Origin of the sequence: Pseudoalteromonas gelatinilytica (genome assembly GCF_001641615.1) — a bacterium.
GTDB lineage: Bacteria > Pseudomonadota > Gammaproteobacteria > Enterobacterales > Alteromonadaceae > Pseudoalteromonas > Pseudoalteromonas gelatinilytica.
Map to the genome: position 1 here is coordinate 489,581 of NZ_LRRU01000022.1, position 13,085 is coordinate 502,665.

General features: G+C 41.5%; 8 protein-coding genes and 9 tRNA genes. 11 read left to right on the forward strand and 6 right to left on the reverse strand.

The genetic code is table 11. The features are described 5' to 3' along the window. Nucleotides 1-100 precede the first annotated feature (100 nt). The 4 genes from NH153_RS19580 to NH153_RS19595 all read right to left on the reverse strand — a co-directional run bounded on the left by NH153_RS19580 (nucleotide 101) and on the right by NH153_RS19595 (nucleotide 504). A tRNA-Val gene (locus NH153_RS19580) sits at nucleotides 101-176 on the reverse strand. Between the two features lie 38 nt (nucleotides 177-214). Continuing rightward, nucleotides 215-290 (reverse strand) — tRNA-Val (locus NH153_RS19585). 26 nt (nucleotides 291-316) lie between these two features. Then, nucleotides 317-392: transfer RNA gene (locus NH153_RS19590), tRNA-Val, on the reverse strand. Nucleotides 393-428: 36 nt separating this feature from the next. Continuing rightward, nucleotides 429-504 (reverse strand) — tRNA-Val (locus NH153_RS19595). 642 nt (nucleotides 505-1,146) lie between these two features. Here NH153_RS19595 and NH153_RS19600 point away from each other — a divergent pair. The 10 genes from NH153_RS19600 to NH153_RS19645 all read left to right on the forward strand — a co-directional run bounded on the left by NH153_RS19600 (nucleotide 1,147) and on the right by NH153_RS19645 (nucleotide 8,735). Further along, a tRNA-Ala gene (locus NH153_RS19600) sits at nucleotides 1,147-1,222 on the forward strand. A gap of 39 nt (nucleotides 1,223-1,261) precedes the next feature. Beyond that, nucleotides 1,262-1,337, forward strand: a tRNA-Glu gene (locus tag NH153_RS19605). 130 nt (nucleotides 1,338-1,467) lie between these two features. Further along, nucleotides 1,468-1,543 (forward strand) — tRNA-Glu (locus NH153_RS19610). Between the two features lie 169 nt (nucleotides 1,544-1,712). Continuing rightward, nucleotides 1,713-1,788, forward strand: a tRNA-Glu gene (locus tag NH153_RS19615). A 167-nt stretch (nucleotides 1,789-1,955) separates the two neighbouring features. Next, nucleotides 1,956-2,031 (forward strand) — tRNA-Glu (locus NH153_RS19620). A 216-nt stretch (nucleotides 2,032-2,247) separates the two neighbouring features. Further along, complete coding sequence (locus NH153_RS19625; RefSeq protein ID WP_063707014.1) at nucleotides 2,248-3,195, forward strand: HlyD family secretion protein; 948 nt, start codon at nucleotides 2,248-2,250, stop codon at nucleotides 3,193-3,195. Then, entirely contained in the window at nucleotides 3,192-4,118 is a 927-nt protein-coding gene (locus NH153_RS19630; RefSeq protein WP_062567026.1) for an ABC transporter ATP-binding protein, read from the forward strand. Before NH153_RS19625 ends, NH153_RS19630 begins: the two co-directional genes overlap by 4 nt. A 2-nt stretch (nucleotides 4,119-4,120) precedes the next feature. After that, nucleotides 4,121-5,269 carry an ABC transporter permease gene (locus NH153_RS19635; RefSeq protein WP_105181625.1) on the forward strand — a complete coding sequence of 383 codons (1,149 nt, stop codon included), beginning with the start codon at nucleotides 4,121-4,123 and terminating at the stop codon, nucleotides 5,267-5,269. 68 nt (nucleotides 5,270-5,337) lie between these two features. Then, nucleotides 5,338-6,501: a sugar ABC transporter substrate-binding protein gene (locus NH153_RS19640; RefSeq protein ID WP_063707016.1), complete on the forward strand. Its 1,164-nt coding sequence runs from the start codon at nucleotides 5,338-5,340 to the stop codon at nucleotides 6,499-6,501. Next, a complete protein-coding gene (locus NH153_RS19645) occupies nucleotides 6,498-8,735 on the forward strand; it encodes an ATP-binding protein (RefSeq protein WP_063707026.1) in 2,238 nt (745 codons plus the stop codon). The genes NH153_RS19640 and NH153_RS19645 overlap by 4 nt, the downstream gene beginning before the upstream one ends. Before the next feature lie 10 nt (nucleotides 8,736-8,745). Here the strand turns inward: NH153_RS19645 and gloA are convergent, their stop codons facing one another. Further along, nucleotides 8,746-9,144, reverse strand: coding sequence for a lactoylglutathione lyase (gene gloA / locus NH153_RS19650; protein WP_063707028.1), 399 nt, complete (start codon nucleotides 9,142-9,144; stop codon nucleotides 8,746-8,748). 219 nt (nucleotides 9,145-9,363) lie between these two features. Further along, the gene (locus NH153_RS19655) at nucleotides 9,364-11,271 is read right to left on the reverse strand and encodes an aminotransferase class V-fold PLP-dependent enzyme (protein WP_054553700.1); all 1,908 of its coding nucleotides are present in this window, start codon (nucleotides 11,269-11,271) and stop codon (nucleotides 9,364-9,366) included. Between the two features lie 241 nt (nucleotides 11,272-11,512). On the opposite strand from NH153_RS19655, the gene NH153_RS19660 reads away from it, so the two are divergent. Further along, the gene (locus tag NH153_RS19660; protein WP_063707032.1) at nucleotides 11,513-13,048 is read left to right on the forward strand and encodes a S10 family peptidase; all 1,536 of its coding nucleotides are present in this window, start codon (nucleotides 11,513-11,515) and stop codon (nucleotides 13,046-13,048) included. The last annotated feature ends 37 nt before the right edge of the window (nucleotides 13,049-13,085 follow it).

The window sequence follows — 13,085 nt, forward strand, 5'->3', positions numbered from 1 at the left end:
TGAACCAGTGACCCTCGCCTTGTAAGGGCGATGCTCTCCCAACTGAGCTAACGACCCGCGAAGAATAATCTAAATGAAAATACCATCAAAGTTTATTTAATGGTGGGTCGTACTGGACTTGAACCAGTGACCCTCGCCTTGTAAGGGCGATGCTCTCCCAACTGAGCTAACGACCCATTTAGATTTTTGTAATATGAAACACCACTTTAAAAAATGGTGGGTCGTACTGGACTTGAACCAGTGACCCTCGCCTTGTAAGGGCGATGCTCTCCCAACTGAGCTAACGACCCATATTACATACAGCAAATTTTCTTAATGGTGGGTCGTACTGGACTTGAACCAGTGACCCTCGCCTTGTAAGGGCGATGCTCTCCCAACTGAGCTAACGACCCATTAAGAATTTAGATATGAACACCATTAGGGAATAATGGTGGGTCGTACTGGACTTGAACCAGTGACCCTCGCCTTGTAAGGGCGATGCTCTCCCAACTGAGCTAACGACCCATATCTAAAACAACTCATTGCTGCGTTGTTGTGGGGCGCTATTATAGATAGAGTTGTAATTGTGTCAACACTTGAATGAGTAAAAATGTGTTAGATGCAGCTTTTATAAACAATGACATGGCATTTAAGCATTTTTTGACGAACAAATATGCAATTTATATTCATAAGCTTATATTCAGTGCTTGATCTATAGCTCTATGCCTGTGCAAATCATTCCAAAATGATATGAATACAGTAAATCTTTAAAACGGTTTTTCATATCAATAAATTTGCATCAGTTAATTGCACTCTAGTTAGCACGATTAAAAACAAAGTAGGGTAGGGCGAAGTTGTTTTATTTAAAGCTTTAGGTAACGAACTTTATTTTGCATATAAATGTATACCTTTTTTAAGGGAGTAAATTCAAAAGCAGAGAGCCTTTGATAACCAACCAGCAATGCAATTAGCCCAAAATAGCTAATTTGATAGCGCTTTGTATAAAATACCTCCGTAACGGATTGATATTTAGTCAGCTTGTTGAAATTTAAATCATTTAAATAAACTTAGATAAAAAACTGTTGACTTTATTTGGGGGGCTGCATAGAATGCGCCCCGCACTCAGCGATACACAACCAACATTAATTGGTGGTGTGTATGCAAGTCGGGGCTATAGCTCAGCTGGGAGAGCGCTTCGCTGGCAGCGAAGAGGTCTGCGGTTCGATCCCGCATAGCTCCACCAGATTTGCATAGTGTTTGTCCTAGGGTTGCAGTTTTCTGCGTCCCCATCGTCTAGAGGCCTAGGACACCGCCCTTTCACGGCGGTAACAGGGGTTCGAATCCCCTTGGGGACGCCATTTACTTTAAGTAAGTGAGCAATTGCCAAGAAAATAAATATGTTAGTCTCGAGTACTTACATGTTATTTTAGTAACCTTAACTCCGATATGAGTAAAACTATCATTTAATGTCCTAGTGACACATTTTGTGTCCCCATCGTCTAGAGGCCTAGGACACCGCCCTTTCACGGCGGTAACAGGGGTTCGAATCCCCTTGGGGACGCCACTTATTTAAGTAGGTTATGTGTAGTGGGGCGGTGAACACCGCGCAATCTATGCACGACGTTATCAAGAGTACGAATCTCTTGGGGACGCCACTTACTAAAAGTGCTGTGTTATTAAAAGCTCGTCTGAATCGAGTCTAACTATTCAGTTGTCCTAGTGACACACTTTGTGTCCCCATCGTCTAGAGGCCTAGGACACCGCCCTTTCACGGCGGTAACAGGGGTTCGAATCCCCTTGGGGACGCCACTTAGTTTAAGTGCTGTGTTATTAAAAGCTCGTCTGAATCGAGTCTAACTATTCAGTTGTCCTAGTGACACAGAAACTTTCTGTTTAAGCTAAGGCCATTCGCCTCGCAGGCTCGGTCTCATCTTACGCAGGAATAGCAAATCAGTGATTTGCAAACCAATTTCTGCGTCCCCATCGTCTAGAGGCCTAGGACACCGCCCTTTCACGGCGGTAACAGGGGTTCGAATCCCCTTGGGGACGCCACTTACATTAAGTAAGTTAATGTGTTGGAAAGACTATCTTTTAAATCATTTCAAATAGAACTAAGGTTTTTTGACTTAAGATTCCTTATTCTCATATATCTTTACGATATAGACTCCATATATTTATAAAACTTTAATTCCTATTGAACACTTTTACTGATCATTTTATTACTTTATAGTATTTAGCAACTCATCAGCTAACCATAAGGAAATTAAAATGTTAGCTAAACGTGTTGTACTCATACTAATTTCTTTAGTCATTACTGCTTGCTCTGACTCAAATGAGGGAGTAGCGCTAGGAACGCTTGAGCGTGAGCGTGTGATCCATCCTGCAACGACTAACGAAATACTGATTGATTTACCCGTCTCAGCAGGGCAGTTGGTCGAAAAAGGGCAGGTGATTGCAAAGTTTGATGCCGAACTACAACAAGCGATTGTTGCTAAAGCACAAGCTCAACTAGCTCAAGCCACTGCATTTCTTGAAAAAACCTTGAATGGTGCTCGCCCCGAAGAAGTTGCTTCCGCATCAGCCAAAGTAGCAGCTGCCAATGCCGCATATACGCAAAGCGAAGCTAATTTTCGCCGTGCAAAAACCTTAGTTAAAGATAAACTCGCAAGTCAAGAAACCTTAGACAGTGCTACCGCTGCACGAGATGAGACTTTTGCTAATTTAGAATCAGCAAAGCAGAACTTAAATGAGTTAACAAATGGTTCTCGGGTTGAAGATATTAATAGTGCGAAAGCGCAAGTTCAGGCGGCAGAAGCAGAACTAAAAGTACAGCAAAAATACCTCTCAGATCTGTCAATTAAAGCGATGCGTGCTGGCAGGGTCGATAATTTACCTTGGCACGTAGGTGAGCGAGTTACTAAAGGCAGCCCTGTCGTTATTATCCAAGCAAACAGCGCACCTTACGCACGCGTATATATCCCTGAACCATATCGTGCCAAGCTCAATCAGGGGATGACACTTACGGTTCGCGTCGATGGCATAGATAAAGATATTCAGGGTGAACTGACCTGGATTGCTACAGAGCCAGCGTTCACGCCTTTTTATGCCCTTAATCAGGAAGAGCGTGCGCGATTAATGTATCTTGCTGAGGTAACACTACCTGCAAGTGAAAATAATTTACCGACAGGCGTACCTGCTCAAGTGATTATGCCATGACTGAATCGGTAATCCATGCCAAAGGTTTGGTAAAACAATTTGGCGACTTAAAAGCGATTGATAACCTTGATCTAGACGTTGAGCAAGGGCAAATTTATGGCTTTTTGGGCCCTAATGGCTGTGGTAAGACGACCGCAATCCGTATGCTTACGGGGCTATTGAAGCCAACCTCAGGTGATATCAATGTGCTTGGCTTGAGTCTGCCAAAAGATGCTGAAAAGCTCAGAACACAACTCGGTTATATGACGCAAAAGTTTTCACTTTATAGTGACTTGACCGTACTTGAAAACCTAAAGTTCATGGCGGCGCTTTACCCGTTTAAAAAGCAGCAAAAACAACAAAGAATTGACGAATTGCTCCATACCTATGGCCTTGATCAAAGAGTCGATCAAATGGCCGGAAGTATGAGTGGGGGCCAACGGCAGCGCTTAGCATTGGCTGCTGCAGTGATTAATAAACCGAAAATTTTATTTCTTGATGAACCAACATCGGCTGTAGATCCACAAAATCGCCGTGACTTTTGGGAAACACTGTTTGATTTAAGTAATGCCGGTACCACGATATTAGTCACCACTCATTACATGGATGAAGCCGAGCGTTGTCATCGTTTAGCCATTTTAGAGTCTGGTATTAAACGCGCGGATGGCTCTCCAAAGCAATTAATGACAGACATGCACGCTCATGTTGTAGAAATCGCAGGGGCGCAAACCAGAGAATTAAAAAAACAACTCGCAACAATCGACCATGTTATCTCGGCAACTCAGCTAGGTGCACAGCTGCGAGTATTAGTAAAAAAAGATGTTCAAGACCCCGTTGAGTTCATAAAACAGCAATCATTCTGCCAGGATACATGGCAAGTAAATAGTGTGCGTCCAAGCCTTGAAGACGTGTTTGTTACCTGCACAGGGCAGGGCCGACAATGAGTATTGTGACTTCATTAAGCCGCATAAAAGCAATTGTAAGCAAAGAATTATTACAATTACGTCGCGATAGAATGACCTTTGCGATGGTGGTGATGATCCCCCTTATCCAACTGATTCTATTTGGTTACGCTATTAACACCAACGTTAAAGATATCCCTGTTGCAGTGGTCGATCATAGTCAAACTGCGCTCAGCCGCATTTTAGTACAAACAGTATCGGCGACAAATGTGGTTAAAGTGACTGATTATTACGACAGTATTGAACAGGCACAAACAGCAATCGCCAGTGCGAAAGTGCGGGCTGTGCTGTTTATACCCCACGATGTGGCAAACCGACTTGCTCAGCACCCAACCGTTGGTTTTGGTTTGCCTGATGGCAGTAATGAGTCGTTAGTCAGGCCAATTGCGCATTGGTTAGTTGATGGCTCCGATACAATGGTCGCGTCGAGCATAAAATCGCTGCGCAATATGCCGCTTGCAGAGCTTCTCGATAAACCTGCGAATCGAACTTACCCTACCTTTGAGACGACCTTATTTTATAACCCAGAGCAACGCTCTGCGGTGAATATTGTGCCAGGTCTAGCTGCTGTCATTTTAACCATGACGATGATTATGTTTACCTCTGCTGCCATTGTTAAAGAGCAAGAGCGAGGTAATATGGAGCTCTTAATCACCTTACCATTAAGCTCACTTGAATTAATGATTGGTAAAGTGGTGCCTTATATCTTCATTGGTTTTATTCAGTTATTTATTATATTAGGTATGGGTAAGCTATTGTTTCATATTCCTTTTGGAGGTGGTTTAGTCGCATTGGTTGTCGCAACCTTTGCCTTTATATGTGCCAGTTTAGTGCTTGGCTTAGTACTTTCGACAATCGCTAAAAACCAGCTTCAAGCAATGCAAATGACAATTTTCATTCTATTACCTTCTATTTTATTGTCAGGTTTTGTATTTCCCTATGAAGGTATGCCAAAGGCAGCGCAATGGCTTGCTGAGTGCCTGCCCGCAACGCATTACCTAAGATTAATACGCGGAATCGTGCTAAAAGATGTTAATTTAATAAGTATGAGCAGTGACTTACTTTGGCTTTTAGTTTTTACTATTTTGGGCTTGGCTGTGGCTGCATTTAGGTTTAAGAAAACCCTTGATTAGGCTGGGCAATTTAAGGCATATGTGCTTAACTAAAAAGTAATTTTAATTCATTTTGAGTAGACATTAGCGTGTGGCGAGTATTTTGGCTGGCGGTGCTATTAGTTACGTTTGATGGCTATGCAGCAACGATAAACCTAGCCCATACCATGAAGCATGAACATTTTAACCAATTGCTTAGTGAGTTTGCAGAGCAAAGCGGTTTAACGGTTAACTCTGTATTGGTTGACCAAAAGGCGCTAAAAGTCAGGCTGGTGCAAAATACCAGTACCAGCACCTCAACAGACGTTGTTATTGTACCCGCTGATCACTTAGGCCTTGATAAATATGCCAACTACAGCACCATTCCAGACTCACTCATAGCTGATACCACAGACAAGCGAACCTTAGAAACTGCAAAGTTAAACAATGAGCTCTTAGGTATACCCATCATTCAAGGGAATCACTTGCTACTTTTTTATAATAAGCAGTTTGTTAAAGAGCCAATAGAAAATTGGCAGGATATATACCAAATTCAACCAACATTGCCTGAAAAAATGAAACTCGTTACATGGAGTTTTATGGAGATGTATTGGTTTATCCCGTTCTTATCAGCTTTTAATGGCGACCTAATTGTAGATAATCAAGTTCAACTTAATACACCGGCTATGCAATCGGCTCTCAAATTTGTTTGGGGTTTAAATAAACAAAACCTGGTTGATAGGCAGTGCGATTACACTTGCTCAAATAATGCATTTAAAGCGCAGCAAGCCGCTTTCACCATTGATGGTGCATGGGCATTAAAAACTTATGAAGAGGCATTGGGTAATAATTTAGGAATACAACAATTACCGAAACTCAATGGTGAGTATATGCAGCCTTATTACTCAACCTTTGTGCTGGCATTTCCAAACCATGCTTTAAATGGCGCAAATAAAGAGAGCTTGATCAAATTTGCTAAATTGGTTCAAGCAGAAAAATTCCAAACACTGGTTTGGCAAAAGCTTCAAGATATCCCAGTTAACACTGAGGTTTTAAATAACCTTAAAGCACAACAAGGCACTGAGTTATCAACCTTAATTGATGCCATACAATTCACAAAGCCTATGCCTTCAACCGCATCTATGATCATCGTATGGGAAGTATTAAATAAAGGATTTATTCGCTATGGCAGTGGGGCCTTAACTGCTGAGCAAGCGGGGCTTTTTATGCAAGGGTTGGCAGAGCGTTCGATTGCCAATGAAGGGGATGAATGAGTAGTCCACGCTTTAGCCGCGCCTTATTTATCAGTGTATTACTACTGGTCATTATTCCCTTACTGATCCTTGCTGCTTTGATGATAGGGCGTTTCTATTTAAGCTCAATTGACCAAGCAAATACGAGTTTGCAATGGCAAGCTAGAAATAATGCAGCCAGTCTTGAACAACTCTTATTTAAGCTTGAGAAAAATAGCCAATTACTAAGTAGCACTAAGGCGATAACTGAGCTGCCAAATAAAGTGGTGTACTCACAGTTCGCGCTTGTGCAGCTACAAGAGTTTGTTGCCCAAAATCCACAAATAAAAGCCTCGATAGTAATTGATAAAAATGGGTTTATAGTTGAAGGGTATCCGATCACTTCTTTAAATTTGAATTTTAAACTCACTAAAAGCATTCTCGACAGCGCTCAAACATCAACAGAGCAAAACACAATTCAAATCATTGATAATCCACAAGTTACTGAGCTGCTAGCACCTTTACAGGCAAAACAAAATGCTTTACTGGCAATTACATCTACATTGCTACATGAGCAAGATTCTCTCAGTGAGCCAATAATTAAAACGGGCGTGTTAGTGTCTTTTGTGCCTTTATCAGAGGCGTTAAAGTGGCTTGCAATACACAATGAGCAACCGGTTTATCAAGCGGGTAAGCAGGTACAAATTACAGCACAAGATAACATTTTATATAGCGTGGGCGATGCTGGCGATAACGGCAAATTAATGGGGCAGGCCTCTATCAGTAATGTTTTTTTTGCAGGTAAGCCAACCAGTTTACAGTTCCAAATTAATGAAGCAAAAACCACCTACACCAGCGCTGTAAAGCAAACGGCTATATTGGCAGGCCTTTTAATTGTAGGACTCTCTATTATTTCATTTATCTTAGTGCGTTGGTTGACGGCACGACTCCATAACCCGCTAAATCGCATTACTGCTCTTAGTCGAGAATATGCATTAGGTAATTACAAACAAGATACCGACGATTTTCATTATCAAGAGTTTAAAGATATTGCAGATTCGCTTAGCAGCATGGCTGATACCATTGATATACAAATTACTTCATTACAATTAGAAAAACTTCGCGCTGAGCGCTCTGAGCAAGTTAAAAGCCAATTCTTAGCCAATATGAGCCATGAGATACGCACTCCGATGAATGGTATTGTGGGCTTTTTGCAGCTACTCAATAAAAGCACGCTAACACAAGAGCAAGCAGAGTTTGTAAGGCAAATTAATAACTGTAGTGATGTGTTATTAACCGTGATTAACGATATTCTCGACTTTTCAAAAATAGAGGCCAATAAAATAGAGCTCGAGTCGCGACAATGTGATTTAGTCGCGCTTTGCAAGGACCTTATCTTACTATTTAAACCGAGTTGTGATGCCAAAGGGGTTGGCTGCCGGCTTGAGGTCTCCTCATTACATTCGCTGAATGTAGAATGTGATGAAATACGTGTTAAACAAGTGCTGATTAACTTGCTCTCTAACGCCGTTAAGTTTACCAATCAAGGAGAGATAATTCTTTCGCTTACTCTGCAAAGCCGAGATGAACACCAGACAGCCGTCGTGTTATCGGTAAAAGATACAGGCATAGGTATCGCTGAAGATAAAATAACGGCCCTGTTTAATCCCTTTGTCCAAGCGCAAAATAGCACCACTCGTGAATATGGAGGGACCGGTCTTGGGCTTGCCATCAGTAAGGGGATGATTGATTTGATGGGAGGCACTATTGCTATCGACAGTGAGCTTGGCAAAGGCACCGAGTTTACCATTAATGTTAATTTTAAATCACTAAACCCACAGGATGCTAGCGCAAAAGTACTCCAATCAGATGAAGACACTCAGTTCGATTTTAAAGCCGTCGACAAGCCAATATTAATTGCCGAAGATAACCCGATTAATCAAATTGTTATCACTAAGTATTTAACTCAATTAGGTCTAAATTATGAATTGGCAGAAAACGGACAAATTGCCTGTGAGAAAACCCTAACACAAGATTACGCGCTGATTTTAATGGATATCCAAATGCCGGTGATGGATGGATTAACTGCCAGCGAAAACTTACTTGCAAGGCCAGATTTTGATACGCCGATTATTGCGGTTAGTGCTAATGCTATGAAAGACGACATCGAAACAAGCGCAAAAATTGGTATCAGTGACCATATCGCAAAGCCAATTAATTTTGCTGAACTTGAAAAAGCACTCGCAAAATGGCTATCTCAGCAATCGCTGAAATAGCCGGTATGAATCAAAAAGTGGTGTTATCTTTTTTCTGAATTAACTCAATCGCATAACCGTCAGGGTCTTTAACAAATGCAATTTCAGTTGTGCCGCCTTTTACAGGACCCGGCTCACGACTCACATTACCGCCAGCAGCTTTAATGTCTTTGCAGGCTTTATAAATATCATCAAACTCGATAGCAATATGACCGTATGCATTACCCAAATCATAGCTGTCAGTATCCCAGTTATAAGTAAGCTCAAGCACGGTCGAATCTTTTTCGTCACCATAACCGACAAAAGCAAGGGTGTAGCGGTACTCTTCGTTGTCTGCACGGCGCAGCTCTTTCATACCTAATACCTGCGTATAAAATTCAATTGATTTATCTAAATCAGCAACGCGAAGCATTGTGTGTAATAAGCGCATTATTAGCATCCTCTTTTTTGTCTTTAAATTCGCACAATTTCAATAACGCAGCATGGTTTAAGGCTGCGCATTAGAATTATCAAAAACGGATTATAAATTATTTCGATTGCATGCACAGTAGCATTGAGACAAAGTGTTTGATATGAAAAGGGTGATGTTATGCAGCAATAAATAGGGATTGCTGCATAACAATGAGGTATTTCAGGTTTAAACGTACGTTTAGCTTTTCACTTTACCTTTTAGTACATAAATTTCGCCATCAAAGCTCCCTTGAATTGTCAGGCCCTGACCCGCCAACTCTTTAAGATATTCGATATGCTCATTAGTGATATGTTGCCCCGGCACTAAAAGCGGGATACCAGGAGGATAAGGCGTCACTAATCCGGCACAAATTCGGTTGTTACTTTTGCTAATTGGTACAGATTCACGTTCGCCATAGAATGCATCACTAGGAATACAGGCTAAGTCTATAGCGGGTAGATTCTCTGGTAGGCGTGTGCGCCTCATTGAAGTGGCAAGTTTTACTTTACCGCTATCGAGTTTCTTCAGCGCATTGTAAAGGCGAATGATCTTTGAGCGTGTGCCACCAAGAGTTAGCAAAACTAAAATGGTGCTGTGTGTGTACTTTTCGATTTCAAGGCCAATTTCATCTAATAGAAATTTATGAATATCCTTTAATGAATACGGTAACTCACTAATATCGATGAGGATCTTCAGTGGGTCGTGACCCATGTTATCGCCACTAAAATGTGGGAATATATCCATGAAATCTTGCTTATCGAGTACTTTAATATGTTTTAGTGAAGCCATTTGTTGCTTAAACTCAGCAACGTGATTCAGCAGAGCATTCAGTAATTTATAACCTTCCATTTCTAATTGCTTTTGGCATACATCCAGCGATGCAATGAGCTGATATTTTGGCGAGGTACTGGCGTAAATACTGTAGATCTCACGGAAGAAATCGGCATCGAAATCCGGGTCGTTAACATGAATATAAGACGCCTGAGAGAACGCTGAAACCACTTTATGTGCCGAATGGGTAACATAATCTGCGCCAGCATTAATAGCCGAATAGTGTCGTAAGCTCGGGTGGAAAAGCGAGTAAGCAAACCACGCTTCGTCGATAAACACTTTAATACCGTGCTGATGTGCAAATTCCACTACTTGTTTTAAATCGCTAAGCAGACCATCGTAGGTACAGCCAGTTAAAACCAGTAATTTAGCATCGCTATTTTGTTCAATCGCCTGCTTGATGTCAGCCAGTGAAGGGGGCGCGAAGATACCATATTTAGGGTTTAAAATACTCGATAAGTAAATAGGTAAACTAGCCGATTGCAAAATGCCATAATGTACTGATTTATGGCAGTTTCGGTCGATGATCACCTTATCGCCTTTACGCAGTAAAGTTTGCAAAATAATCTTATTTGAAGTCGATGACCCATTGGTAACAAAGTAGGTATGTTTTACTTCAAATGTCGCCGCAGCTGATTCTTGAGAGCGGCCTATGGTGTTGGTGCTGTCAGACAGTGAGCCAAGCGAGTCGACAGAAACCGATAGGTCGCCAACAAATACGTTACGGCCATAAAACTGATAAAAGTCTTTAATATACGGAGAATTTCTAAAGCTAGCACCGCCACTGTGACCAGGCGTGTGCCATGAATCGTTCGATTCACCGACATAACGACGATAGGCGGTCCAAAATGGCGTTTCTGAACGGTCATCAAAGTCATTGATCATATAGCCCAAGATTGCTTCAGGGTCTGAAATGACCTCATCTTTGAAAAAGAAAGATTCAATTTCTTCTGACTCGTTAACGATTTCCAAGCCTTTCGTATCGTCACCAATAACATAAACAGGCAGCTCAAGGCGTATGCCTTTTAATTGCTCGATAAAACGGCTATAGGTGCGCTCGCCATTGTTCAGTACATCCCAACTAAGTACCACAGCTTGAATATCGCCATCTTCCTCTACATATTTCAACGCCTGCTTGAGCTCTATGCACTCAATAATGTCGATATCAACATCACTTCGCTCAAAATTAGGGATTGTTTTTTCTAGGTTCGTTGAAAGCTCTTTTAAGGTGGCAGGATCTTGTTCAATTAACAAGATACGAAGTAAAGGTAACATAGCAACTCATATAAAAAATTTCACATTACTCAACAGCATAACGAAAGGATGGAAGCTTGTGAAATGATTACGCTGATATTTTTTGTTCCGATACTGATTATACTTTTTTCGTGTTAATCGCAGATAGTTGAAATTACATGTTCTTACTGTAAAAGTAATGCTTAAGTAAAAGGTTAATTGAGCACTCAGCGATAAAACCACTCAAGCCAGATACAGATAAGCCTGCTAGGGAGAATAAAACATGGCGTATGTTGCCAATTTCAAAATTGTAGTCATCTCTACATTGTTTGCGTTTTGTACGAACGCAGTTAATGCAGATGAAGTCTCAGATTCAAACAATAAAAAGTCGATACCCGAAGCCACTAAATTTGTGACCCAGCATAAAGGCACCTTTAATGGTACAAAGCTGAAATACAAAGCTGTAGCCGGTGAAACTTATTTGTTAAACAAAAACGAAGAGCCTAAAGCTGCTATCTTTTCGTTTGATTACCTAGCCGCAGATGACAACAAGAACAGACCCGTCACATTTATCTGGAATGGTGGCCCGGGCTCATCGTCTAATTGGTTACATATGGGCGCTTATGGTCCGAAACGAGTCGTGGTACCAAGCGATGCAACGGCTCCTGGATTGGCTCCTTACGAATTAAAAGATGCGCCTGAGACGATACTTGATGTGACTGATATGGTGTTTGTGGACCCTGTTGGTACAGGTTACTCGCGCGCTTTAGGTGACACTGAGAGCAAAGCATTTTGGGGCTTGAAAGAAGATGCATTTTCTATCGCTGATTTTATTGCCCAGTGGCTAACAAAAGAAAATCGCTGGAATGCACCCGTATTTTTATTGGGAGAGAGCTATGGAACAACTCGAGCTGCTGCGGTTTCTAAAGTGCTTATGGATAAACACTTGATTAATGTAAATGGCATTATTTTTGTGTCACAAGCTTTAGACTATCAAGGTTCAAGCCCTTATGTTGATGACAACATCATTTCTTACATCACCTACATACCCACACTTGCTGCAACTGCTTGGTATCATAAAAAAGTAGACACATCAGGAAATTTTGAAGCGTTTATAGATGCGAGCCGACAATTTGCAGTTGATGAATTACTACCAGCATTATTTAAGGGTAATGCCCTTAGTAAAGCTGACAGAACGCGAATTGTTGACGGTCTTCACCGTTATACAGGGCTAAGCAAACAATATATTGAGCAGGTTGATTTACGCATTAACGCTTTTAGATTCGCTAAAGAGTTATTTCGTGATGAGGGTGTCGCAGTAGGCTTTCTTGATGGACGTTATAAGCTTGATGAAAGAGACGATTTAACCGCGGCTCCTAAGCAAGATGCGTCAAAAGTGATAGGGCCGGCATATAAAGCGGCACTGATGAAATACATGCGTACAGATTTAAACGTACAGTGGAAAAGAAAATACTTAAACCCAGGTGACCCTGAGCTATCAGATAACTGGCGCTGGCGCACAGCGCCTGATGGACAAGGCTGGGAGCCAACTTACGTCAACACTGCGCCGGATTTATCTTATGTGCTTCGCAGCAACCCACAAATGAAAGTGATGGTTGCCTCAGGGTATTACGATATTGTCACGCCATTTTTTGATGCTGAATATACTTTAAATAGACACGGTATATACGCTGATAAAATTGACTATCACTATTATCACGGCGGTCACATGATGTATGTTCACGAACCAGCAAGAGTGGCGCTGTTAAGAGATACGCGAGAATTTATTAAAAAGCAGGTGAGCCAAAACCAGCGATAATAGCTAGGCTATGTGTGCCAAACTCTGTTTTTGGCAC

Excerpts from the sequence above, each read along its gene's own strand:
- NH153_RS19625 (WP_063707014.1), top strand. The coding sequence starts at position 2,248 with ATGTTAGCTAAACGTGTTGTACTCATACTAATTTCTTTAGTCATTACT.
- NH153_RS19630 (WP_062567026.1), top strand. The coding sequence starts at position 3,192 with ATGACTGAATCGGTAATCCATGCCAAAGGTTTGGTAAAACAATTTGGC.
- NH153_RS19645 (WP_063707026.1), top strand. The coding sequence starts at position 6,498 with ATGAGTAGTCCACGCTTTAGCCGCGCCTTATTTATCAGTGTATTACTA.
- gloA (WP_063707028.1), bottom strand. The coding sequence starts at position 9,144 with ATGCGCTTATTACACACAATGCTTCGCGTTGCTGATTTAGATAAATCA.
- NH153_RS19655 (WP_054553700.1), bottom strand. The coding sequence starts at position 11,271 with ATGTTACCTTTACTTCGTATCTTGTTAATTGAACAAGATCCTGCCACC.
- NH153_RS19660 (WP_063707032.1), top strand. The coding sequence starts at position 11,513 with ATGGCGTATGTTGCCAATTTCAAAATTGTAGTCATCTCTACATTGTTT.